The organism is Klebsiella sp. GW_Kp182, assembly GCF_040062275.1.
Taxonomy (GTDB): Bacteria; Pseudomonadota; Gammaproteobacteria; order Enterobacterales; family Enterobacteriaceae; genus Klebsiella; species Klebsiella michiganensis.
On the sequence record NZ_JBEAFQ010000005.1, the window covers coordinates 183,197 to 208,156 of the forward strand.

Here is a 24,960-nt window from a genome sequence, read left to right on the forward strand (position 1 = left end):
GCCGTTCATACTTCGTCAAGCCATCATTTGTTTGTATAGTTTACTGGCTGTGTTAAAAATCCGGGCCATCATTTCACTTTCTTTACTTTTTATTCACACCCTGCGCGAAACTCGCTCGGGCTGGCGCCGGTGCATTTCTTAAACACGCGCGAAAAGTAGAGCTGGTCCTCAAAACCGACGTTACGGCCAACGGTCGCGATCGGCATCCGCGTCGTGCTCAGCAGCAGCTTGGCCTGGCTAATGCGCTGATCCTCCCGCCACCCCAGTACGCTGATCCCCAGCTGCTGGCGGAACAGATGCGACAGGCGCGACGGCGACAGGCACACGTGCTGGGCGACGCTGGCAATATCGAAATGGCTGTCCGCCAGATGATCGCTGATGTACTGGCAGGCATCGCGCACCCGGTTATCCAGCGGCGGATGCAGCGATTCGTTGATAGCTTCCATGCGCCTGAGCAGCAGCTGCTCCATAAGATTGATCGCCAGCAGCTCGGAGTAACGCCCGGCGCCCTGCCCGGCCTCCACAATCTGCCCGAACAGTTCGCCAAAGCGCGCCTGCCACTGCTCATCCGGGCGGAAAAAGCCGGTCTGGGCAAAAATCGTTGGCCAGTTAAGCCATTCATGCCAGTAGGCGCGCGGCCGGAAATAGACCCACTGGTGATACCACTCGCGGGCATCGGGATGGCGGCCATAATGGTGAATCTCTCCCGGCGGGAACAGCAGCATATCGCCAGGCCGGCAGATAAACTGCTCCCCGTGGTTATTGATCACCCCTTCGCCGCGAATCGTCAGATTAAGGATATAGCCCTTCATGCCCAGCGGACGGTCAATAAAGAAATCAAGATAGCCATCGGCTTCAATTGGCGTCAGGCCCGTCACCAGATGGGCGTTAAAAGAGTAACCCGGCAACAAAGGATCGTTTTGCGTTTCGGCCATAAACTCTGCTCTCCAGGAGACATTAAGGACACCAATTGTCCATACCTTGTATTTTATCCTCTGGCTGGTCGCTCATGCTGCGACGCGGGTTAGAAAATGAATTAAAACCCGCCTCTTCTCGATAAAAACTGAGCACGGCGCACAGTTCAGGCGCTTTCAGCGCATAACTGAAGTGTCTATAAAGACGGCAGGAAAGTCCACATTGAATATTTGCACGGCGTCACACTTTGCGACGTCACAGCAATATAGTCCATAAGATTAGCGAATACGGCCTGACGGTTTTCAGCCCAGATATCTACTGTTTCACCATGAATGATTTTTAGCATGGAGTAACAGTATGGCAATTGCGATTGGCCTCGATTTTGGCAGTGATTCAGTACGCGCCCTGGCGGTAGAGTGCGCGACCGGCGAAGAGCTCGCCGCAGGCGTCGAGTGGTATCCGCGCTGGCAGGAGGGGCTATTTTGCGATGGTCCGAACAACCAGTTCCGCCATCATCCACGCGACTATATCGAATCAATGGAAGCCGCGCTGAAAAGCGTCCTCACATCCCTTAGCGCCGAACAGCGCGCTGCCGTGGTGGGTATCGGCGTTGACAGCACCGGCTCCACCCCCGCGCCCATCGACGCCGACGGCAACGTGCTGGCGCTGCGCGACGAGTTCGCCAGCAACCCCAACGCCATGTTCGTGCTGTGGAAGGACCATACCGCGGTGGAGGAGGCGGAGGAGATTACCCGCCTGTGTCACCTGCCGGGCAAAGAGGATTACTCCCGCTATATCGGCGGTATCTACTCCAGCGAATGGTTCTGGGCCAAGATCCTCCACGTGACCCGCCAGGACAGCGCCGTCGCCGAGGCCGCCGCGTCGTGGATTGAGCTGTGCGACTGGGTGCCGGCCCTGCTTTCCGGGACCACCCGCCCACAGGATATTCGTCGCGGCCGCTGCAGCGCCGGGCACAAATCCCTTTGGCATGAAAGCTGGGGCGGACTGCCGCCTGCCGGTTTCTTCGATGAACTCGACCCGATAATCAACCAGAGCCTGGCCTACCCGATGTTCAGCGATACCTGGACTGCGGATATCCCGGTCGGCACGCTCACCGCCGAATGGGCCGCGCGCCTGGGCCTGCCGCAAACCGTCGCCATCTCCGGCGGCGCATTCGACTGCCATATGGGCGCCGTCGGCGCCGGTGCGCAGCCAAACGCGCTGGTCAAAGTTATCGGCACCTCCACCTGCGACATTCTGATCGCCGATAAACAGAGCGTTGGCGAGCGCACGGTGCAAGGGATTTGCGGCCAGGTCGACGGCAGCGTCGTGCCTGACTTTATCGGTATGGAAGCGGGGCAATCCGCTTTTGGCGACATCTACGCCTGGTTTGGCCGCATTCTCGGCTGGCCGCTGGAGCAGCTGGCGCAGGCCCACCCGGAACTCAAAGAGCAGATCAAAGCCAGCCAGAAACAGCTGCTGCCCGCGCTGACCGACGCATGGGCAAAAAATCCGTCTCTTGACCACCTGCCGGTGGTGCTGGACTGGTTTAACGGCCGCCGTACGCCGAATGCCAACCAGCGTCTGAAAGGGGTCATTACCGATCTGAACCTCGCCACCGACGCCCCGGCGCTGTTCGGCGGACTGATTGCCGCCACCGCTTTTGGCGCCCGCGCCATTATGGAGTGCTTCACCGAACAGGGGATCCCGGTCAATAACGTGATGGCGCTCGGCGGCATCGCGCGCAAAAACCCGGTGATCATGCAGGCCTGCTGCGATGTGCTGAATCGCCCGCTGCAAATCGTCGCGTCCGATCAGTGCTGCGCCCTGGGCGCGGCTATCTTCGCCGCCGTTGCCGCCGGCGTATACCGCGATATCCCTGCCGCGCAGGAAAACATGGCCAGCCAGGTGGAAAGTACCCTGCAGCCTCGTCCGGCGCAGGCGCAACGCTTCGAACAACTCTATCAGCGCTACCAGCAGTGGTCGCTCAGCGCGGAACAACGTTATCTCCCTTCGACTGCAAAAGCGGAATCCGCGCCGCAATCTCAGGCAGCCCTCACCCATTAAGGACATGAAAATGACGATTTTTAATAACTATGAAGTGTGGTTCGTTATCGGTAGCCAGCATCTGTACGGCCCTGAAGCGCTACGTCAGGTGACAAAGCACGCAGAACATGTGGTGAACAGCCTGAATGCGGAAGCCAAACTGCCGTGCAAACTGGTGCTTAAGCCGCTGGGTACCACGCCGGATGAGATCACCCATATCTGCCGCGACGCAAACTACGATGATAAGTGCGCCGGGATGGTGGTGTGGCTGCATACCTTCTCGCCGGCGAAAATGTGGATCAATGGCCTCACGATCCTGAATAAACCGCTGATGCAGTTCCATACCCAGTTCAACGCGGCCCTGCCGTGGGACAGCATCGATATGGACTTTATGAACCTGAACCAGACCGCCCACGGCGGCCGCGAATTTGGCTTCATCGGCGCCCGCATGCGTCAGCAGCACAGCGTGGTGACCGGCCACTGGCAGGATAAAGAAGCCCATCAGCGCATCGGCGCGTGGATGCGCCAGGCGGTCTCTAAACAGGATACCCGCCACCTGAAAGTGTGCCGTTTCGGCGATAACATGCGCGAAGTGGCGGTCACCGACGGGGATAAAGTCGCCGCGCAGATTAAGTTTGGCTTCTCGGTTAACACCTGGGCGGTGGGCGATCTGGTGCAGGTCGTCAATGCGGTCACCGACGGTGAAATCAGCGCCCTGGTGGATGAGTATGAAAGCAGCTATCGTCTGACCCCCGCGGTGCAAATCCACGGCGATAAGCGGCAGAACCTTCTCGAAGCCGCGCGCATTGAGCTGGGGATGAAGCGCTTCCTGGAACAGGGCGGCTTCCACGCGTTCACCACCACCTTTGAAGATTTACACGGCCTGAAACAGCTTCCGGGTCTCGCCGTGCAGCGTCTGATGCAGCAGGGCTACGGCTTTGCGGGCGAGGGCGACTGGAAAACCGCCGCTCTGCTTCGCATCATGAAGGTGATGGCAACTGGTCTGCAGGGCGGCACCTCCTTTATGGAGGATTACACCTACCACTTCGAGAAAGGCAACGATCTGGCGCTGGGCTCGCATATGCTGGAAGTCTGCCCGACCATCGCCACCGCTGAAAAACCGATTCTCGACGTGCAGCCGCTGGGCATCGGCGGGAAAGCCGATCCGGCGCGCATCATCTTTAACACCCAGACCGGCCCGGCGATCGTCGCCAGCCTGATCGATCTCGGCGATCGCTATCGTCTGCTGGTGAACACCATTGAAACGGTGAAAACGCCGCACGAACTGCCGAAGCTGCCGGTGGCCAACGCCTTGTGGAAAGCGCATCCGGATCTGCGCACCGCGTCCGAAGCCTGGATCATCGCCGGCGGCGCGCACCACACCGTCTTCAGCCATGCGCTCACCCTCGACGATATGCGCCAGTTTGCCGAGCTGCAGGATATCGAGCTGACCGTGATTGATAACGAAACCCGTCTGCCCTCCTTCAAGGACGCGCTGCGCTGGAACGAAGTGTATTACGGTTCAAAACGCTAAGAGGCCGTCCCCTCATCCTCTCCCTGAGGGTGCGGGTGAGGGGAACTGACTCGCCAGCAATTCGGAGCACAGTATGTTAGAAGATCTTAAACGCCAGGTTCTCGAAGCCAACCTGGCCCTGCCAAAGCACAATCTGGTTACCCTCACCTGGGGCAACGTCAGCGCCGTCGACCGTGAACGGGGCGTGCTGGTGATTAAACCCTCCGGCGTCGACTACAGCGTCATGACCGCCGAGGATATGGTGGTGGTCAGCCTGGAGACCGGCGACGTGGTGGAAGGCAAGAAAAAGCCCTCTTCGGATACGCCAACCCACCGTCTGCTGTATCAGGCATTCCCGACGCTGGGCGGCATTGTTCATACCCATTCGCGTCACGCCACCATCTGGGCGCAGGCCGGACAGTCGATTCCCGCTACCGGCACCACCCACGCCGACTATTTCTACGGCGCGGTCCCCTGTACCCGTTTGATGACCGACGATGAGATCAACGGTGAGTACGAGTGGCAAACCGGCGAAGTGATCGTTGAAACCTTCCGTGAGAAAGGCATCGATCCGGCGCAAATGCCCGGCGTGCTGGTGCACTCGCACGGCCCGTTTGCCTGGGGGAACAACGCCGAAGACGCGGTGCATAACGCTATCGTGCTGGAAGAGATCGCCTATATGGGCATCTTCTGCCGCCAGCTGGCGCCGCAGCTGCCGGAGATGCAGCAAACGCTGCTGGATAAACACTATCTGCGCAAGCACGGCGCGAAAGCCTATTACGGGCAGTAAGGCCGCAGCATTCCCGGCTCGCGCTGCGCTTAGCGGGGCTACAGGCTGGTAGCCCGGCTAAGTCCGGGAAACAGCGCGCCACACCTGTATAAAACCCCAGCATCATTTGGTGAACCAGGCTATAATCAGGCCTGGTTTTTACTGATGAGAGCACGGCGTGACGCAGCCACGAGCAGGTTTTTTACTCACCCGTCACTGGCGGGATACCCCGCAGGGCACCGAACTGACATTCTGGCTGGCGACCGATGACGGCCCGCTTGAGGTCACCCTGCCGCCGCAGGAATCCGTCGCGTTCATTCCCGAATCGCAGCGCCCGCAGGCTGAACGCCTGCTGCAGGGCGAAAACGGCCATCGCCTTGCTGCGCTCACTCTGCAAGATTTTCATCGCCAGCGGGTATTTGGTCTCTACTGCCGCGCTCACCGCCAGCTGATGCGGCTGGAAAAAAAGCTGCGCGAAAACGGCGTCACGGTATATGAAGGCGACGTTCGCCCGCCGGAGCGCTATCTGATGGAGCGCTTTATCACCGCCCCGGTGTGGGTTGAAGGCGAGGCGCGCGGCCAGCGGCTGGTCAACGCGCGGATGAAGCCCAATCCCCACTACCGACCGCCCCTAAAGTGGGTGTCGCTGGACATCGAAACCAGCCGCCACGGCGAGCTCTACTGCATCGGCCTTGAAGGCTGCGGCCAGCGGGTCGTCTATATGTTAGGGCCGGAACCGGCCACCCCGCCTGCCGTCGATTTCGAACTGGAGTACGTCGCCAGCCGCCCGCTGCTGCTGGAAAAGCTTAACGCCTGGTTTGCCGCCCACGACCCGGACGTGCTGATCGGCTGGAATGTGGTGCAGTTTGATTTACGCGTCCTGCAAAAGCACGCCGAGCGCTATCGCATCCCGCTGCTGCTCGGCCGCGGCAACAGCGAACTGGAGTGGCGCGAACACGGTTTTAAGAATGGCGTCTTCTTTGCTCAGGCCAACGGCCGCCTGATTATCGATGGCATCGAGGCGCTGAAATCCGCGTTCTGGAACTTCTCCTCTTTTGCGCTGGAGTCGGTCGCCCGCGAGCTGCTCGGCGAGGGCAAAGCCATTGATAATCCCTGGGATCGGATGGATGAAATCGATCGCCGCTTTCACCAGGATAGACCGGCGCTGGCCACCTATAACCTGCAGGACTGCGAGCTGGTCACGCGCATCTTCCACAAAACCGAGATCATGCCGTTTTTGCTGGAGCGCGCGACGGTCAACGGCCTGCCTGCGGATCGCCACGGCGGTTCGGTAGCCGCCTTCAGCCATCTCTATTTCCCGCGCATGCACCGGCTCGGCTACGTCGCGCCGAACCTCGGTGAAGTGCCGCCGCAGGCCAGCCCCGGCGGCTACGTGATGGACTCCCGCCCCGGCCTCTACGACTCGGTGCTGGTGCTGGACTACAAAAGCCTGTACCCGTCGATTATCCGCACCTTTCTGATCGACCCGGTAGGGCTGGTGGAAGGTCTGGCGCAGCCCGATGACGCTCACAGCACCGAAGGCTTTCTCGGCGCGCGCTTCTCGCGAGAAAGACACTGCCTGCCGGGGATCGTCGGGCAAATCTGGCACGGGCGCGACGAGGCCAAGCAGCATAAAAACAAACCGCTGTCGCAGGCGCTGAAAATCATTATGAACGCCTTCTACGGCGTGCTCGGTACCAGCGCCTGCCGCTTTTTCGATCCGCGTCTGGCCTCATCCATCACCATGCGCGGCCACGCGATTATGCGCCAGACCAAAGCGCTGATTGAATCCCAGGGCTATGACGTTATCTACGGCGATACCGACTCCACCTTCGTGTGGCTCAAACGGTCCCACAGCGAAGAGGAAGCCAGCAGCATCGGCCGCTCGCTGGTGGCCTTTGTCAACGAATGGTGGGCGGCGGAGCTGAGCAAAGAGGGGCTTGTCAGCACCCTCGAGCTGGAGTTCGAAACCCACTTCTGCCGCTTTCTCATGCCCACCATTCGCGGCGCGGATACCGGCAGTAAAAAGCGCTACGCCGGGATGATTCAGGAAGGCAGCGAGCAGCGCATGGTGTTTAAAGGGCTGGAGACGGTACGCACCGACTGGACGCCGCTGGCCCAGCAGTTTCAGCAGGAGCTTTATCTGCGCATTTTCCGCCATCAGCCCTATCGCGATTACGTGCGCGAAACCATTGATAAGCTGATGAACGGCGAGCTTGACGATCGGCTGGTCTACCGCAAGCGCCTGCGCCGTCCGCTGGCGGAGTATCAGCGCAACGTGCCGCCGCACGTGCGCGCGGCCAGGCTCGCTGATGAGCAAAACGTCAGGCTGGGCAGGCCGCAGCAGTATCAGCAGCGCGGCAGCATTAAATACGTCTGGACTACCGGCGGGCCGGAGCCGGTGGATTATCAGCAGTCACCGCTGGATTATGAACACTATCTTTCTAAGCAATTAGAGCCTGTCGCCGAAGGAATACTTCCCTTTGTCGACGACGATTTTGCTACAATAGTGACGGGGCAGCTGGGGCTATTTTGATTTTTTCTCACTCATTCCGCTGGCGCAAAAGCCGCAAAATGAAGGGTGAGGAGGACGTGACGAACGTTCCGCCATCCAGTAATATAGCGCCCTTTCCATTCCTGGACCCAATTTTGACGTATCTCCTATTCTCCATGGAGATGCTCAACTATTGCCTGCAATCAAAGAACTAAAGAGCCGAACATATATGCCTTTTACACTTGGTCAACGCTGGATTAGCGACACAGAGAGCGAACTGGGATTAGGGACGGTCGTTGCGCTGGACGCGCGCATGGTGACCCTGCTTTTCCCCGCCATCGGCGAAAACCGTCTGTACGCACGCAACGACTCCCCAATCACCCGCGTGATGTTTAACCCGGGCGATACCATCACCAGCCACGAAGGCTGGCAACTCCAGGTTGACGAAGTTAATGAAGAGAACGGTCTGCTGGCCTACACCGGCACCCGCCTCGATACCCAGGAAGCCAACGTTACCCTGCGTGAAGTGCTCCTCGACAGCAAGCTGGTCTTCAGCAAACCGCAGGACCGTCTGTTCGCCGGACAGATCGACCGTATGGATCGTTTCGCCCTGCGCTATCGAGCGCGTAAATTCCAGAGCGAACAGTACCGCATGCCGTGGAGCGGCCTGCGCGGCCAGCGCACCAGCCTGATCCCGCATCAGCTGAATATCGCCCACGACGTTGGCCGCCGCCACGCGCCGCGCGTCCTGCTGGCGGATGAAGTAGGTTTAGGTAAAACCATTGAAGCCGGGATGATCCTGCATCAGCAACTGCTCTCCGGCGCCGCGGAACGCGTCCTGATCGTCGTCCCGGAAACCCTGCAGCACCAGTGGCTGGTGGAAATGCTGCGCCGCTTTAACCTGCGCTTCTCGCTGTTTGACGATGAGCGCTATGCCGAAGCGCAGCACGACGCGATTAACCCGTTCGAAACCGAACAGCTGGTGATCTGTTCGCTGGATTTCGTGCGCCGCAGCAAGCAGCGCCTGGAACACCTGTGCGAAGCCGAATGGGATCTGATGGTCGTTGATGAAGCGCACCACCTGGTCTGGAGCGAAGACGCCCCGAGCCGGGAATATCAGGCGATTGAACAGCTGGCCGAATGCGTGCCGGGCATTCTGCTGCTCACCGCGACGCCGGAGCAGCTGGGAATGGAGAGCCACTTCGCCCGCCTGCGCCTGCTCGACCCCAACCGTTTCCACGACTTCGCCCAGTTTGTTGAAGAGCAGCAGAACTACCGTCCGGTTGCCGACGCGGTCGCCCTGCTGCTGGCCGGTAATAAGCTGAGCGACGCCGATCTGAACGCGCTGAGCGATCTGATCGGCGAACAGGATATTGAACCATTATTGCAGGCCGCCAACAGCGATCGCGATGATGCCCAGGCCGCTCGTCAGGAGCTGGTGTCGATGCTGATGGACCGCCACGGCACCAGCCGCGTGCTGTTCCGCAACACCCGTAACGGCGTCAAAGGTTTCCCGAAACGCGAGCTGCATACGATTCGTCTGCCGCTGCCGACCCAGTACCAGACGGCCATTAAGGTTTCCGGCATTATGGGCGCCCGCAAAACCGCCGAAGAGCGCGCCCGCGACATGCTCTATCCGGAGCAAATTTATCAGGAATTTGAAGGCGATACCGGCACCTGGTGGAACTTCGATCCGCGCGTTGAATGGCTGATGGGCCATCTCACCAGCCACCGCTCGCAGAAAGTGCTGGTCATCTGCGCCAAAGCGGCCACCGCGCTGCAGCTGGAGCAGGTCCTGCGCGAGCGCGAAGGCATCCGCGCCGCGGTGTTCCACGAAGGGATGTCGATTATCGAACGCGACCGCGCCGCCGCCTGGTTCGCCGAGGAAGATACCGGCGCTCAGGTGCTGCTGTGTTCTGAGATCGGCTCTGAAGGCCGCAACTTCCAGTTCGCCAGCAATCTGGTGATGTTCGACCTGCCGTTCAACCCGGATCTGCTGGAGCAGCGTATCGGCCGTCTTGACCGTATCGGCCAGGCTCACGATATTCAGATCCACGTTCCCTATCTGGAAAGAACCGCCCAGTCGGTGCTGGTGCGCTGGTATCACGAAGGCCTGGACGCGTTCGAGCACACCTGCCCGACCGGCCGTACCGTCTACGACAGCGTGCATAACGAACTGATCAACTATCTTGCCACGCCGGAAAATACCGACGGCTTCGACGACCTGATCAAAGCCTGCCGCCAGCAGCATGAAGCGCTGAAAGCGCAGCTGGAACAGGGCCGCGACCGTCTGCTGGAGATCCACTCTAACGGCGGAGAAAAAGCCCAGCAGCTTGCGGAAAGCATTGAAGAACAGGATGACGACACCAGCCTGATCGCCTTCTCCATGAACCTGTTTGATATCGTCGGCATCAACCAGGACGATCGCGGCGAGAATCTGATTGTCCTGACCCCCTCCGACCATATGCTGGTCCCGGATTTCCCGGGCCTGCCGGAAGATGGCTGCACCATTACCTTTGAGCGTGACGTCGCCCTGTCCCGCGAAGACGCGCAGTTCATCACCTGGGAGCATCCGCTGATTATCAACGGTCTGGATCTGATCCTCTCCGGCGATACCGGCAGCAGCACCATTTCGCTGCTGAAGAATAAAGCGCTGCCGGTAGGTACTCTGCTGCTGGAGCTGATTTACGTCGTTGAAGCGCAGGCGCCGAAGCATCTGCAGCTCAACCGCTTCCTGCCGCCGACGCCGGTGCGCATGCTGCTCGACAAAAACGGCAACAACCTCGCCGGTCAGGTGGAGTTCGAAAGCTTCAACCGTCAGCTGAGCGCGGTTAACCGCCACACCGGCAGCAAGCTGGTCAACGCCGTCCAGCAGGACGTCCACGCGATTTTACAGCAGGGCGAAGGCCAGGTAGCCAAAGCGGCCCAGGCGCTGATCGACGCCGCGCGTAAAGAAGCCGACGATAAGCTGACGGCCGAGTTGTCGCGCCTTGAAGCGCTGCGCGCCGTGAACCCGAACATCCGCGATGATGAACTGGCGGCTATCGAGAGCAACCGTCAGCAGGTTATGGACGCGCTGGCGCAGGCGGGCTGGCGCCTGGATGCGCTGCGCTTAATCGTGGTCACCCACCAGTAACGGAACGCGAATATGGCGATGGAAAACTACAATCCGCCGCAGGATCCCTGGCTGGTTATCCTCTACCAGGATGAGCACATTATGGTGGTCAACAAGCCAAGCGGCCTGTTGTCCGTGCCGGGCCGGCTTGCCGAGCACAAAGACAGCGTGATGGCGCGCGTTCAGCGCGACTTCCCGCAGGCCGAGTCGGTGCACCGGCTGGATATGGCGACCAGCGGCGTGATTGTGGTGGCCCTGACCAAAGCGGCAGAGCGCGAGCTGAAGCGGCAGTTCCGCGAACGGGAGCCGAAAAAGCAGTACGTCGCCCGCGTCTGGGGGCATCCGGAGAAAACCGAGGGTCTGGTGGATTTACCGCTGATTTGCGACTGGCCGAACCGGCCAAAGCAGAAGGTGTGTTACGAAACCGGCAAAGCGGCGCAAACCGAGTATGAAGTGCTGGAGTTGGCGGCGGACAACACCGCCCGCGTGCGCCTGAAGCCGATTACCGGGCGTTCGCATCAGCTGCGCGTGCATATGCTGGCGCTGGGCCATCCGATTCTTGGCGACCGCTTTTATGCGTCGCCGGAAGCGCTGGCCATGGCGCCGCGTCTGCTGCTGCACGCCGAAACGCTGACCATCACCCACCCCGCTTTCGGTAATACGATGACGTTTCGCGCGCCGATCGACTTCTGACCGTACCTCTCTGTCCCGGGTCGTGCCGCCAGCGGCTCACCCGGGCTACTCCTCGCTCATCAATGCCGCGGAAAACGGGCGTCAGTCGCGAGCAAACCACGCATCAATCATCTGCTCAACGCGGGCCACAACCTGCCCGGTGTCATGACGGCGGCTGCGCGCGCAGGCGTGCGCGGGCTCGTCGCACAGCAGGCAGCGGCGCTGGTTCTCCCCCATTGACTGACGGCCAACCAGGCCATTTTTCGGGCAAATGACGTCAATATCCCACAGGCGGCCCAGCGGATGGGTATGCTCGAGGTCGGTACAGAAGGCTTTGATTTCACTGGCGGCGTGATCGACGCACCACAGCGCTTCCGGCCCGGTCGGCAGCCACAGCACCTGGCGATCCAGCGTCTGCCAGCGGTGTTTCCACAGCATCTGATCGCAGGCCTGCAGCGCCACCCCCATCATATTACGGTAGCGAATGCTGTCTTTCACCGCGCCCGGCGTCACCAGGGTCAGCGAAATCACCGGCCGCTGATAATGGGCTAACCAGTCGGCCTGGCGCGCGGCGCGCTGCTCTTTCGCCGCCAGCAGCGCTTCCATGCTTACGCCCTCACGGGCGAGAGTATCCACTGACATTTGTTTCTCTCCTCACTTAATAAAAGGCAGCGGACAGGCTGCCGTCGCAGTCGCGAATAATGGCGCTGATTGTATCGCTAAACGATCCCTGTTTTGGAGACGGGGCGCAGATATTTTCTGCGCCATTTAGCACGAAAAAGCAGACTTAGCGGTTATAAAAAAGTTAAATCAGGCCAGAAAGTGACTGAGGAACAGCAGACCCAGCGAAACATTAATCGCGCCGCCGATCCGGGTTGCGATCTGCGCGAACGGCATCAGGTTCATGCGGTTGCCGGAGGTCAGAATCGCCACGTCGCCGGTACCGCCCTGACCGCTCTGGCAGCAGGAGACAATCGCCACGTCAATCGGGTGCATGCCAATCTTTTTGCCGACCAGGAAACCGGTCGCCACCAGCGCCGTTACGGTGCTGATAATCACCAGCAAATTGGTCACGGTAAAGGCGTTGACCAGCTCCTGCCATGGGGTGATCGCCACGCCGACGGCAAACAGAATCGGATAGGTGACCGCCGTGCGGAAGAACTTATACACCATCTGCGACCCCTCCTGCAGGCGCGGAGAGACGCCGTTCACCAGCTTCAGCAGCACCGCGAGGAACAGCATGCCCACCGGCGCGGGCAGGCCGATGGTCTTCTGCCCCAGCATACCCAGCATATAGAGCAGCACCGCCAGCAGCGCGCCGGAGGCCAGCGTCGTCACGTCCATTTTGCCCTCGGCGGGCGTTTCGCGATGCGCCTCGTTGCGGCGGTTCGGCATCAGTTGCCCCTCCCCGGTCAAATGCGGGAAACGCTTGCCCAGTTGGTTCAAACAGCCGGAGATAACGATCGCCGTCAGGCTGCCCAGCATCACCATCGGCAGCACGCGCCCAAGCGCCACGCCCTGATCCATATGCATCAGCGCGGCGTAGCCAATCGACAGCGGGATCGCCCCCTCGCCGACGCCACCGGCCATGATCGGCAGGACGATAAAGAAAAACACCTGAAACGGCTCCAGCCCCAGCGCGGTACCGACGCCGACGCCGACCACCATGCCGACGATTTCACCGCACAGCATCGGGAAGAAAATCCGCAGAAAGCCCTGAATCAGCGTGGTGCGGTTCATGCTCATGATGCTGCCGACGATAATGCAGCAGATATAAAGATAAAGAATGTTGGTCGACTTGTAGAATTTGGTGGTCGATTCCACCACCACCTCCGGCAACAGGCCGTAATGCACCAGCGCAGAAGGGATAAAGGTCGCGCAGATGGCCGCCGCGCCGAGCTTGCCGAGTACCGGCAGCCGTTTACCGAATTCGCCGCAGGCAAAGCCGAAAAAGGCCAGCGTCGCTACCATCACAACGATATCGCTCGGCAGCTTGCCGCCCAGGCAGTCCAGCGCGATCAGGCCGCCGGCCAGCAAAAAGAGCGGCAGCGGGATAATACCGACTTTCCAGTTATCGAGGATATGCCACCAGCGCTGCTTCAGCGCGGGTTTCGGCGTATTAATAGGGTCGATGGTTGCAGAGAATGCATTGTCTGTGGTGCTCATAATTAAGCCCTCTGGTTATTATTACTTTTCAGGTTAGAGGGCCACGCGCGGAGTTAATGTGAGGATCGGCAGATTAAAAAAGAAGTTTTAATGGTCACTATGGTTTTTATGGTTTCTATTATTATTGTGAAACCGCTCTGATTTATTGCCGTGGTTTTTAAGGTTTTTAAATCCAGCGCCTGATTAACCTTGATAAATTCCCCGCCAGCGGATAATTGTGGTTCGCGGACGCTCTTGTGACGTTCACCGGTTTCCCTCAGCCACGATGCCGGCAGCGAAAAAATGATACGCTGCCGTATCCCTGATACTGTGCATTATACTTATGAAGGTTTCATTTCAGTTTAAGCTGTTCATTTCGCTGGTCGCTTTTTTCTCAGTGCTGTTTGCGCTGCTGGGCGTGTATTACTATTTCGACGCCAGCCATCAGCTTTATCAGGAAATGAGCGCCCGCGCGAAAATACAGGCAGAAGAAATCGCGCTGATGCCGGATTTACGTCAGCAGGTGGCGCGTGAAGACGCGCTGGCGATAAAGCCCTTTATGCAAAATATCGCCGCCCACAGCGACGCCAGTTTTATTGTCATTGGCGATAAGCGGGGCGTGCATCTGTTTCACTCTGTCCATCCGGAGTGGGTCGGCACGCGGCTGGTTGGCGGCGATAACCAGCCGGTACTTGAGGGGAAAAGCACGACCACCATCCGCAAAGGGGGACTCGGTATTTCCCTGCGCAGCAAAGCGCCCATTTTCGATGACGCGGGTCGGGTCGTTGGCATTGTCTCCGTCGGCTATCTCACCAGCTATCTCGACAGCATTACGCTGGCAAAAGTCATCAATATCTTCATCGCCGCGGTGCTGCTGCTTATCGCGCTGTTTATCTTCTCCTGGTACTTCACCCGCAGCATTAAGAAACAAATTTTCTCGCTGGAGCCGCGCGAAATCGGCCTGCTGGTGCGTCAGCAAAAAGCGATGATGGAGTCGATATACGAAGGGGTGATTGTGATTGACCATCACCGGCGTATTGAAGTGATAAACCACGCCGCCCGCAGCCTGCTCGGACTGAGCCAGCCCGCGCACCAGCTGCGCGGTAAGTCTATCGATAGCGTCATTACGCCGCAGCCGTTTTTCGCCGGCGGAGAGATGTTCGAAAGCGATACCCACGACGAGCTGTGCCGTTTTAATCAGCTGACGGTACTCGCCAGCCGGGTGCGAATCATGCTGGAGAATTCGCTACAGGGCTGGGTGATCACCTTCCGCGACCGCGATGAAATCAACTCCCTGAGCGCCCAGCTCAGCCAGGTAAAACGCTACGTTGATAATCTGCGCATCATGCGCCATGAACAGCTCAACCGGATGACGACCCTCTCCGGCCTGCTGCATATGGGCCACTATGATGAGGCGATTCGCTATATTCAGGCACAGTCGGAGCATGCCCAGGAGCTGCTGGACTTTATTTCATCGCACTTTAATTCGCCGACGCTGTGCGGCCTGCTGCTGGGTAAAGCCGCCCGCGCGCGGGAAAAAGGGGTTGAGCTGAGCTTTGACCCGGCCTGCCGCATCGACCGCCCGCTGCCGTCGTTAATGGAGTCCGAGCTTATCTCTATCATCGGTAATCTGCTGGATAACGCCATTGAAGCCACCCAGCGCGCCGAACTGCCGCACGAACCGGTCGAGATCCTGATTCAGCTCAACGCCCGGGAATTAATGATTGAAGTCGCCGATCGCGGCGTCGGTATTCGTCCGGAGATCCGCGAGCATATATTTGAGCGCGGCGTCACCACCAAAACCCGCGGCGATCACGGTATTGGACTGTATCTTATTGAGCGCTATGTCACCCAGGCTGGCGGCACGATTGAAGTGGCCGACAACGCGCCGCGCGGGGCGATTTTCACGCTGTTTATTCCCGCCAGCGGGCCAGCCCATCCGCAAGAAGAGACGCACTATGCATCATGACCTGGTCGATGTCCTGATCGTTGAAGATGAAAGCGAACTGGCGCGACTGCACGCCGAGCTTATCCAGAAACACCCGCGCATGCGGCTGACCGGCACGGCGGCCTCTCTCGCCCAGGCGCGGCAGATACTCAACGCCAGACCGCCGCAGCTGGTGCTGCTGGATAACTACCTGCCGGACGGCAAAGGGGTCACCCTGATGAACGACCCTATTATGGCCCATGCTAACTGCTCGGTGATCTTTATCACCGCCGCCAGCGATATGGAAACCTGTAGCCAGGCAATCCGCAACGGCGCCTTCGACTACATTCTTAAGCCGGTATCATGGAAGCGCCTGAGCCAGTCCCTTGAACGGTTCGTGCAGTTCTACGATCAGCAGCGCGAATGGAAGATCGTCGACCAGCAGAACGTGGATTCGCTGTATCAGCTTCAGGCTAAAAACTACCGAGCCGATAGCGGCAGTAAAGGCATTGAAGAAAAAACGCTGGCGCTGGTACAGAGCCTGTTTACCGGCGAAGAAGAGCGCTGCTTTTCGGTTGATGACGTGGTGAGCGAGGCTGGCTTAAGCAAAACCACGGCCCGTCGCTATCTGGAGCACTGCGTGGAAATCGGCTTTCTGGAGGTGGAAATGCTGTACGGCAAGATTGGCCATCCGCGGCGTATGTACCGCCGCGCCGCCGGCGCATCGTGACGCCTCTCCCGCCCGGGAGAGGCCGGTCGTTTAGAAGCCGCGCTGCTCTTTAATCAGCTCCCAGGCTTTCTGGATCTCCTGCGCTTTCTGCTTAGCCATCTCCATCATTTCCGGCGGTAGCCCTTTCGCCACCAGCTTATCCGGATGGTGCTCGCTCATCAGCTTACGATAGGCGCGCTTGACGGTGGCGGCATCGTCGGTCGCTTTGACGCCCAGCACATTGCAGGCATCTTCAAGGGTTGGCCCGCGCTGCGCCTGCTGCCAGCCGGCGCTGCCGCCGCGCTGGCCGTAAGATTGCTGCTGCGAACCGCCGCCAAACTGCGCCCCGCCCTGCATCATGCGCAGGAACTGTTCGAACTGAGCGCGGGAGATGCCCAGCTCGTCGGCAATCACAAACAGCACGTCACGTTCGTTGGGATGCAGTTCGCCGTCGGCGAAAGCCGCCTGCAGCTGAATTTCCAGAAACATCCGAATTAAATCAAAACGCCCAAAGCAGACGCTGCGCAGCTGGCGCATTTTCTCCCGCAGCGGGTAATCATCTGATTTCCCTACGCGAAAGGCGTGCTGGGCCGCGGTACGCGCTTCGCCGTGCAGGTTCATGCGATCCATCAGCAAATTGGCGACCTGAATATCGGCTTCGGTAACGCGCCCTTTCGATTTGGTCAGATGCCCCATCACTTCAAACGTCGTCGAGAAAAACAGCGACTGGCGCTCCTGCTGATTGGCAAAGACGTTCAGCCGGCGGCTGCGCGCGCGGTCAAACATATGCCCGATTAAGAAGCCCAGCACCACGCCCCAAAAGCCGCCGCCCATCATCAACGCAACCGCAACGCCAATTATTTTACCCAAATACTGCATAGACTCCCCAATCTCTCTGCCGCCAGTTAAGCTATATCTGACCGCACGTTACAAAGCGTTTACGCCTCGGTCAATTGTGGGACATAGCCTATAATTTGCTTTATCATACTCGTCATTCTACACGGTGCCTAACGCTCGGGCTCGAAACGGGCAGGATTAACACTAGCGCGATTTAGACGAGTACGTTAGGCTCTGACCGTTTGCAAGCCGCTGCCACACGATGACGGAACAACAAATACAACGTATGAAAAAACGTATTCCCAGCCTCCTGGCCACCATGATTGCCAGCGCCTTGTATAGCCAACAGGGCCTCGCTGCCGATCTCGCCACGCAGTGTATGCTTGGCGTACCAAGCTACAATCGTCCTTTGGTTGAAGGGAAACCCAACGACCTGCCGGTGACGATCGATGCCGATCATGCGAAAGGCAACTATCCTGATAACGCCGTATTTACCGGCAACGTTGATATCAATCAGGGGAACAGCCGACTGCAGGCCGATGAAGTGCAGCTTCACCAGCAGCAGGCCGCGGGCCAGCCGCAGCCGGTGCGCACGGTCGACGCCCTCGGCAACGTTCACTATGATGACAATCAGGTGATCCTCAAAGGGCCGAAAGCCTGGTCGAATCTGAACACCAAAGATACCAACGTCTGGCAGGGCGATTACCAAATGGTTGGCCGTCAGGGGCGCGGTACCGCTGACCTGATGAAACAGCGCGGTGAAAACCGCTATACCATCTTAGAAAACGGCAGCTTTACCTCCTGTCTGCCGGGCTCTGACACCTGGAGCGTGGTCGGCAGTGAAGTCATCCACGACCGCGAAGAACAGGTCGCTGAGATCTGGAACGCCCGCTTCAAGCTCGGTTCCGTACCGATTTTTTATAGTCCCTACCTGCAGCTGCCGGTGGGCGACAAGCGTCGTTCGGGTTTCCTGATCCCCAACGCCAAATACAGCACCAAAAACGGCGTCGAGTTCTATCTTCCTTACTACTGGAACATCGCCCCGAACTTCGACGCCACGCTGACGCCGCACTATATGAGCAAGCGCGGCGGCGTCATGTGGGAGAACGAATTCCGCTATCTGACCAAAGCAGGAACCGGCTTAATCGAGTTCGACTACCTGCCTTCGGATAAAATTTACCAGGACGATCACTCTGGCGACAGCAATAGCCGCCGATGGCTGTTCTACTGGAACCATTCTGGCGTCGTAGACCAGGTGTGGCGCTTCAACGCCGACTACACCAAAGTCAGCGACCCGGACTACTTTAACGACTTCAGCTCTAAATACGGTTCCAGTACCGATGGCTACGCGACGCAGAAGCTCAGCGCCGGCTACGCGAATCAGAACTTTGACGCCACCGTATCGACCAAGCAGTTCCAGGTCTTTAACCGCGACTCAAGCAACGCCTATTCCGCCGAGCCGCAGCTGGACGTGAACTACTACCAGAACGATGTCGGCCCGTTTGATACCCATCTTTATGGCCAGGCGGTGCATTTTGTTAACTCGAACAGCAGAATGCCGGAAGCAACGCGCGTTCACTTCGAGCCAACCATCAATCTGCCGCTGTCTAACGGCTGGGGAAGCATCAACACTGAGGCAAAACTGCTGGCAACCCATTACCAGCAAAGCAACCTTGATGACTACAACGCGGCCAACGGTACCGATTACAAAGACTCCGTTAACCGCGTCATGCCGCAGTTTAAAGTCGATGGTAAAATGGTTTTCGAGCGCGATATGCAGGAGAACTATACCCAGACGCTTGAACCGCGGATGCAGTATCTGTATATCCCCTATCGTGACCAGAGCAAGATCGGCAGCTACGACTCAACCCTGCTGCAGTCGGACTACAGCGGCCTGTTCCGCGACCGTACCTATAGCGGCCTCGACCGTATCGCTTCCGCCAACCAGGTCTCCACCGGCGTCACATCTCGCGTTTATGATGCCGCCGCCGTTGAACGTTTTAATATTTCCGTTGGTCAAATCTACTATTTCACCGAGGCACGTACCGGTGACGACAACATCAACTGGGAGAACAACGACACGCGAGGTTCACTGGTATGGGCTGGCGATACCTACTGGCGCATCGCCGATGACTGGGGTTTACGCGGGGGAATTCAGTACGATACGCGTCTGGATAACGTCGCAACCGGCAGCGGAACCGTGGAATACCGTCGCGACGAAAACCGTTTAGTACAACTTAACTATCGTTATGCGAGCCCGGAATACATTCAGGCGACCCTGCCGTCTTATTCCACCGCTAAGCAGTACAAAGATGGTATCTCGCAGGTGGGGATGACCGCCAGCTGGCCAATCGTCGATCGTTGGGCAGTCGTCGGCGCGTATTACTACGACACGAATACCAGAAAGTCAGCGAACCAGATGTTAGGGGTTCAGTATAGCTCCTGCTGCTACGCTATCCGCGTCGGCTATGAACGTAAGATCAACGGCTGGGATAACAGCAGCAGCGAAAGCAAATACGACAACACCTTCGGCTTTAACATTGAGCTGCGCGGCCTGAGCTCCAACTACGGTCTCGGCACCCAGCAGATGCTGCGTTCGAACATTTTACCGTACCAGAGCTCCCTGTGATGTGGCTGGTTTACACGTAATCCGCAATTGCGGTTAATTGAAATGGAAAAAGTATGAAGAACTGGAAAACGCTGCTTCTCGGTATCGCCATGATCGCGAATACCAGTTTCGCTGCCCCACAGGTTGTCGATAAAGTAGCGGCTGTCGTCAATAATGGCGTTGTTCTTGAAAGCGACGTCGATGGCTTGATGCAATCGGTAAAACTGAACGCCGGCCAGGCCGGGCAGCAGCTGCCGGATGACGCCACCCTGCGTCATCAGATCCTTGAGCGTCTGATCATGGACCAGATTGTCCTGCAGATGGGCCAGAAAATGGGCGTGAAGATCTCAGACGATCAGCTCGACCAGGCCATCGCCAACATCGCCAAACAAAACAACATGACCATGGATCAGATGCGCAGCCGTCTGGCCTATGACGGTATCAACTACAGCACCTACCGTAATCAGATTCGTAAAGAGATGCTGATTTCGGAAGTACGTAACAACGAAGTCCGTCGTCGTATTACCGTTCTGCCGCAGGAAGTTGAAACCCTGGCCAAACAGATTGGCGATCAGAACGACGCCAGCACCGAGCTGAATCTCAGCCACATTCTGATCCCGCTGCCGGAAAACCCAACGTCCGAGCAGGTGGCAGAGGCTCAGGATCAGGCCAATTCAGTGGTTCAGCAGGCGCGCAGCGGCGCGGACTTTGGCAAACTGGCTATCACCTACTCTGCCGACCAGCAGGCGCTGAAAGGCGGCCAGATGGGCTGGGGCCGGATTCAGGAACTGCCGGGCATCTTCGCCCAGGCGCTGAGCACCGCGAAAAAAGGCGATATCGTCGGCCCGATACGTTCCGGCGTGGGCTTCCATATCCTGAAAATTAACGATATGCGCGGCGGCAGCCAGAACATCTCCGTGACCGAAGTTCACGCTCGCCATATCCTGCTGAAACCGTCGCCGATCATGAACGACGATCAGGCTCGGGCGAAGCTGGAGCAGATCGCGGCGGATATTAAGAGTGGAAAAACCACCTTTGCCAAAGCGGCAAAAGAGTTCTCTGAAGATCCGGGCTCTGCCAACCAGGGCGGTGATTTAGGCTGGGCGACGCCGGATATCTTCGATCCGGCCTTCCGCGACGCCATTCTGCGCCTCAATAAAGGCCAGACCAGCGCTCCGGTTCACTCCTCCTTCGGCTGGCACCTGATTGAGCTGCTGGATACCCGCAACGTCGACAGAACCGACGCCGCGCAGAAAGATCGCGCTTACCGCATGCTGATGAACCGTAAGTTCTCTGAAGAAGCGGCGACCTGGATGCAGGAACAGCGCGCCAGCGCCTACGTGAAGGTTCTGAGCAACTAATTGCATTAGCCTCATACACAACATCGCTCAGGGTGTATCGAGGCGGCTGAGCAAATCGCCCCGGTCTCTGACGGGGGCGACGAAGCGCAGCCAGTAAGAGACCGCCTGAAGGATGACGTGTATGAATCGAGTTGTTATCACTCCCGGTGAACCCGCCGGGATTGGCCCCGACCTCGTTGTGCAGCTTGCGCAGCGCGACTGGCCGGTAGAGCTGGTGATCTGCGCCGATGGCGCTCTGCTGTCTGACCGGGCGAACCTGCTCGGTCTTCCTTTATCGCTTCTGCCATACAACCCCACCGCTCCCGCTACGCCGCAGCGTGCAGGCACCCTGACCCTTCTCCCCGTCGCGCTCAACGCGCCGGTTGAACCGGGCGTGCTCAACGTCAGCAACGGCAGCTACGTGGTGGAAACGCTGGCCCGCGCCTGCGATGGCTGTCTGAACGGCGAATTCGCCGCGCTGATTACCGGGCCGGTGCACAAGGGCATTATTAACGATGCGGGGATCGCCTTTACCGGTCATACCGAGTTCTTTGAAGAGCGCTCGCAGGCCAGTAAAGTGGTGATGATGCTGGCGACCGAAGCGCTGCGCGTGGCGCTGGTGACCACTCACCTGCCGCTAAAAGCGATAAGCGATGCGATTACCCCTGAGCTGCTGCGGGAAATCATCACTATCCTGGATCACGATCTGCGCACCAAATTTGGTATCAGCAACCCGCACGTGCTGGTTTGCGGCCTGAACCCGCACGCGGGCGAAGGCGGCCATATGGGGATGGAAGAGATCGATACCATCATTCCGGTGCTCGAAGAGATGCGCGCGAAGGGGATGAATCTCAGCGGCCCGCTGCCGGCGGATACCCTGTTTCAGCCGAAATACCTCGACCAAGCCGATGCGGTACTCGCGATGTATCACGATCAGGGCCTGCCCGTGCTAAAATACCAGGGCTTTGGCCGCGGCGTGAACATTACGCTCGGTTTACCATTTATTCGCACTTCCGTTGACCACGGCACCGCGCTTGAACTTGCGGGCCAGGGGAAAGCGGAAGTCGGCAGTTTTATCACGGCGCTTAATCTCGCCATTAAAATGATTGTTAATACTCAATGAATAATCGAGTCCATCAGGGCCACTTAGCCCGTAAACGCTTCGGGCAAAACTTTCTCAACGATCAGTTTGTGATCGACAGCATTGTCTCGGCCATCAATCCACAAAAAGGCCAGGCGATTGTTGAAATCGGCCCCGGCCTCGCCGCGCTGACTGAACCGGTCGGTGAACGCCTCGACCAGCTCACCGTTATCGAGCTGGACCGCGATCTGGCCGCTCGTCTTCAGACGCATCCGTTCCTCGGACCTAAGCTGACGATTTATCAGCAGGACGCGATGACCATGAACTTCGGCGAGCTGTCGCAGAGTATGGGCCAGCCGCTGCGCGTATTCGGCAACCTGCCGTACAACATCTCGACCCCGCTGATGTTCCATCTGTTCAGCTATACTGATGCCATTGCCGATATGCACTTTATGCTGCAAAAAGAGGTCGTCAATCGCCTGGTTGCCGGGCCGAACAGTAAGGCGTATGGTCGGTTAAGCGTAATGGCGCAGTACTACTGCCAGATCATTCCGGTGCTTGAAGTTCCGCCGAGCGCCTTTACGCCGCCGCCTAAAGTCGATTCCGCCGTGGTGCGTCTGGTGCCTTACCGCACGCTGCCGCATCCGGTGAAAGAAGTGCGCGTACTGAGCCGTATCACGACGGAAGCCTTTAACCAGCGTCGGAAAACGATCCGCAACAGTCTCGGCAACCTGTTCAGCGTTGAGGTTCTGACCGAACTGGGCATCGATCCGGCGAAGCGCGCAGAGAATATTTCCGTAGCGCAGTACTGTCAGCTAGCTAACTGGTTATCTGAGAACGCGCCCACCAAGGAGAGCTAACCATGATTAATTCGCCCCGAGTTTGTGTACAGGTGCAAAGCGTCTACATCGAATCGCAATCTTCTCCGCAAGAAGAGCGCTACGTCTTCGCTTATACCGTGACCATTCGCAATCTGGGGCGGACGCAGGTTCAGCTTCTTGGCCGCTACTGGCTTATCACCAACGGCCACGGTCGTGAGACCGAAGTCCAGGGTGAAGGCGTGGTCGGCGAGCAGCCGCATATTCCGGCCGGCGGCGAATATCAATATACCAGCGGCGCGGTCATTGAAACGCCGCTGGGCACCATGCAGGGACATTATGCGATGATCGATGTGAACGGCGCGCCGTTCACCATCGAAATCCCTGTTTTCCGTCTCGCAGTACCCACTCTCATCCATTAAAACATGTCTACATACCTTATTGGCGACGTTCACGGTTGCTACGATGAACTGATCGCATTATTAGAGCAGGTGGAGTTTAACCCTGAGACTGATACGCTGTGGCTCACGGGCGACCTGGTCGCGCGCGGCCCCGGTTCGCTCGAAGTACTGCGTTTCGTGAAACAGCTTGGCGATAGCGTACGCCTCGTTCTGGGCAATCATGACCTGCACCTGCTGGCGGTCTTTGCGGGCATTAGCCGCAATAAACCCAAGGATCGGCTGAAATCGCTGCTTGAGGCGCCGGACGCCGACGATCTGCTCAACTGGCTGCGTCGTCAGCCGATGATGCAAATCGATGAAGAGAAAAAGCTGGTCATGGCCCATGCCGGGATCACCCCGCAGTGGGATCTGGAAACCGCCAAACAGTGCGCCCGCGATGTGGAAGCCGTACTTGCCAGCGACTCCTATCCGTTCTTCCTCGATGCGATGTACGGCGATATGCCGAACAACTGGAGCAACGAACTCAGCGGCCTGGCGCGCCTGCGCTTTATCTCCAACGCCTTTACCCGCATGCGCTACTGCTTCCCGAACGGGCAACTGGATATGTACGCCAAGGAGGCGCCGGAAAACGCGCCCGCGCCGCTCAAGCCGTGGTTTGCTATTCCCGGGCCGGTGGCCAGCGAGTACAGTATTGCCTTCGGTCATTGGGCTTCGCTGGAAGGGAAAGGCACGCCGGAAGGGATTTACGCGCTGGATACCGGCTGCTGCTGGGGCGGCGATCTGACCTGCCTGCGCTGGGAAGATAAAACGTACTTCACGCAGCGATCGAACCGGCAGAGCAATCTTGATGAAGGCGAGGCGATCGCCTCCTGAAGAGAGTCACCCCGGTGAGCGAACGTCACCGGGGAAAACCTTAGCGGCGCTCCAGAATCTCGAAGCAGTAGCTATGGGAATTCTGCGCATCGGCATCGTGGAACTCGCTGAATACCGACTCCCACTCATCCGGATCGTAATCCGGGAAGTGGGTATCCCCTTCCACTTCCGCATCAATATGGGTCAGATAGAGCTTGTGCGCTTTCGGCAGGAACTGCTCGTACACGCGTCCGCCGCCGATCACCATCATCTCTTCCACGTCGCCGCAGGCGGCAATGGCTTCATCGACCGATTTGACCCACTGCACGCGATCGTCGGTGCCGGGCTGGCTGCTAATCACGATATTTTTACGCCCCGGTAACGGACGACCGATGGATTCCCAGGTAAGACGTCCCATCACTACCGGTTTGTTTAAGGTATTGCGCTTAAACCAGGCGAGATCGGCAGGCAGATTCCATGGCATGGCGTTTTCCATACCAATGACGCGATCTACCGCTAACGCCGCAATCAGACTGATCATTGAATAATTCCCGAATGCAAAAAATTGTCGCCACTATACGGAAAGCGTAATACTTCGTCGACTGGGCGAAGAGTAAAGAATCAGAAAATTTTAAGATTTGCTGGCGAGCCCACGTAAGCCCCGTGAGCCGCCAGGCAGGATTTAAATTGAAAACAAAATGTTACTTGTAAAGCTAAC

General features: G+C 58.3%; 19 protein-coding genes. 14 read left to right on the forward strand and 5 right to left on the reverse strand.

Annotated features, from left to right (window positions below; translation table 11 throughout):
• Positions 1 to 89 precede the first annotated feature (89 nt).
• A complete protein-coding gene (gene araC, locus ABLU88_RS07480; protein ID WP_004098545.1) occupies positions 90 to 935 on the reverse strand; it encodes an arabinose operon transcriptional regulator AraC in 846 nt (281 codons plus the stop codon).
• A gap of 337 nt (positions 936 to 1,272) precedes the next feature.
• Between araC and araB the strand changes: the two genes are divergently transcribed.
• The 6 genes from araB to rluA all read left to right on the forward strand — a co-directional run bounded on the left by araB (position 1,273) and on the right by rluA (position 11,545).
• The gene (gene araB, locus ABLU88_RS07485; protein ID WP_032694433.1) at positions 1,273 to 2,982 is read left to right on the forward strand and encodes a ribulokinase; all 1,710 of its coding nucleotides are present in this window, start codon (positions 1,273 to 1,275) and stop codon (positions 2,980 to 2,982) included.
• A 10-nt stretch (positions 2,983 to 2,992) separates the two neighbouring features.
• Positions 2,993 to 4,495 carry an L-arabinose isomerase gene (araA, locus tag ABLU88_RS07490; protein ID WP_348836267.1) on the forward strand — a complete coding sequence of 501 codons (1,503 nt, stop codon included), beginning with the start codon at positions 2,993 to 2,995 and terminating at the stop codon, positions 4,493 to 4,495.
• 73 nt (positions 4,496 to 4,568) lie between these two features.
• Entirely contained in the window at positions 4,569 to 5,264 is a 696-nt protein-coding gene (araD, locus tag ABLU88_RS07495) for an L-ribulose-5-phosphate 4-epimerase (protein WP_348836268.1), read from the forward strand.
• 157 nt (positions 5,265 to 5,421) lie between these two features.
• Positions 5,422 to 7,779 (forward strand): DNA polymerase II, encoded by a 2,358-nt coding sequence (polB, locus tag ABLU88_RS07500; RefSeq protein ID WP_348836269.1) that lies wholly within the window; start codon positions 5,422 to 5,424, stop codon positions 7,777 to 7,779.
• Between the two features lie 187 nt (positions 7,780 to 7,966).
• Positions 7,967 to 10,873, forward strand: a complete 2,907-nt coding sequence (gene rapA, locus ABLU88_RS07505; protein WP_025106476.1) for an RNA polymerase-associated protein RapA — start codon at positions 7,967 to 7,969, stop codon at positions 10,871 to 10,873.
• Between the two features lie 12 nt (positions 10,874 to 10,885).
• The gene (gene rluA / locus ABLU88_RS07510; RefSeq protein ID WP_004098537.1) at positions 10,886 to 11,545 is read left to right on the forward strand and encodes a bifunctional tRNA pseudouridine(32) synthase/23S rRNA pseudouridine(746) synthase RluA; all 660 of its coding nucleotides are present in this window, start codon (positions 10,886 to 10,888) and stop codon (positions 11,543 to 11,545) included.
• Between the two features lie 81 nt (positions 11,546 to 11,626).
• Here the strand turns inward: rluA and citX are convergent, their stop codons facing one another.
• Both citX and ABLU88_RS07520 read right to left on the reverse strand, forming a co-directional pair.
• On the reverse strand, positions 11,627 to 12,166 hold the full coding sequence (citX, locus tag ABLU88_RS07515) for a citrate lyase holo-[acyl-carrier protein] synthase (RefSeq protein WP_004098536.1): 540 nt from the start codon (positions 12,164 to 12,166) through the stop codon (positions 11,627 to 11,629).
• Between the two features lie 168 nt (positions 12,167 to 12,334).
• Positions 12,335 to 13,690 carry a 2-hydroxycarboxylate transporter family protein gene (locus ABLU88_RS07520; protein ID WP_348836270.1) on the reverse strand — a complete coding sequence of 452 codons (1,356 nt, stop codon included), beginning with the start codon at positions 13,688 to 13,690 and terminating at the stop codon, positions 12,335 to 12,337.
• A 322-nt stretch (positions 13,691 to 14,012) separates the two neighbouring features.
• Here ABLU88_RS07520 and ABLU88_RS07525 point away from each other — a divergent pair, with 322 nt between their 5' ends.
• Positions 14,013 to 15,638: a sensor histidine kinase gene (locus ABLU88_RS07525; RefSeq protein ID WP_154935909.1), complete on the forward strand. Its 1,626-nt coding sequence runs from the start codon at positions 14,013 to 14,015 to the stop codon at positions 15,636 to 15,638.
• Complete coding sequence (locus ABLU88_RS07530; protein WP_025106473.1) at positions 15,628 to 16,326, forward strand: response regulator; 699 nt, start codon at positions 15,628 to 15,630, stop codon at positions 16,324 to 16,326. Before ABLU88_RS07525 ends, ABLU88_RS07530 begins: the two co-directional genes overlap by 11 nt.
• Before the next feature lie 30 nt (positions 16,327 to 16,356).
• Here ABLU88_RS07530 and djlA read toward each other — a convergent pair whose 3' ends face one another.
• Complete coding sequence (djlA, locus tag ABLU88_RS07535) at positions 16,357 to 17,184, reverse strand: co-chaperone DjlA (RefSeq protein ID WP_185219617.1); 828 nt, start codon at positions 17,182 to 17,184, stop codon at positions 16,357 to 16,359.
• 244 nt (positions 17,185 to 17,428) lie between these two features.
• On the opposite strand from djlA, the gene lptD reads away from it, so the two are divergent.
• From lptD to apaH, 6 genes are all read left to right on the forward strand, one after another.
• Positions 17,429 to 19,771 (forward strand): LPS assembly protein LptD, encoded by a 2,343-nt coding sequence (gene lptD, locus ABLU88_RS07540; protein ID WP_014227893.1) that lies wholly within the window; start codon positions 17,429 to 17,431, stop codon positions 19,769 to 19,771.
• Positions 19,772 to 19,824: 53 nt separating this feature from the next.
• The gene (gene surA, locus ABLU88_RS07545) at positions 19,825 to 21,111 is read left to right on the forward strand and encodes a peptidylprolyl isomerase SurA (protein ID WP_004098530.1); all 1,287 of its coding nucleotides are present in this window, start codon (positions 19,825 to 19,827) and stop codon (positions 21,109 to 21,111) included.
• A gap of 112 nt (positions 21,112 to 21,223) precedes the next feature.
• A complete protein-coding gene (pdxA, locus tag ABLU88_RS07550) occupies positions 21,224 to 22,213 on the forward strand; it encodes a 4-hydroxythreonine-4-phosphate dehydrogenase PdxA (RefSeq protein WP_038423360.1) in 990 nt (329 codons plus the stop codon).
• The gene (gene rsmA / locus ABLU88_RS07555) at positions 22,210 to 23,031 is read left to right on the forward strand and encodes a 16S rRNA (adenine(1518)-N(6)/adenine(1519)-N(6))-dimethyltransferase RsmA (protein ID WP_004098527.1); all 822 of its coding nucleotides are present in this window, start codon (positions 22,210 to 22,212) and stop codon (positions 23,029 to 23,031) included. Before pdxA ends, rsmA begins: the two co-directional genes overlap by 4 nt.
• A gap of 2 nt (positions 23,032 to 23,033) precedes the next feature.
• The gene (gene apaG / locus ABLU88_RS07560) at positions 23,034 to 23,411 is read left to right on the forward strand and encodes a Co2+/Mg2+ efflux protein ApaG (RefSeq protein ID WP_004098526.1); all 378 of its coding nucleotides are present in this window, start codon (positions 23,034 to 23,036) and stop codon (positions 23,409 to 23,411) included.
• A gap of 3 nt (positions 23,412 to 23,414) precedes the next feature.
• Positions 23,415 to 24,263 carry a bis(5'-nucleosyl)-tetraphosphatase (symmetrical) ApaH gene (apaH, locus tag ABLU88_RS07565; protein WP_014227890.1) on the forward strand — a complete coding sequence of 283 codons (849 nt, stop codon included), beginning with the start codon at positions 23,415 to 23,417 and terminating at the stop codon, positions 24,261 to 24,263.
• 40 nt (positions 24,264 to 24,303) lie between these two features.
• Here the strand turns inward: apaH and folA are convergent, their stop codons facing one another.
• Positions 24,304 to 24,783 carry a type 3 dihydrofolate reductase gene (folA, locus tag ABLU88_RS07570; protein WP_004098524.1) on the reverse strand — a complete coding sequence of 160 codons (480 nt, stop codon included), beginning with the start codon at positions 24,781 to 24,783 and terminating at the stop codon, positions 24,304 to 24,306.
• Between the last annotated feature and the right edge of the window lie 177 nt (positions 24,784 to 24,960).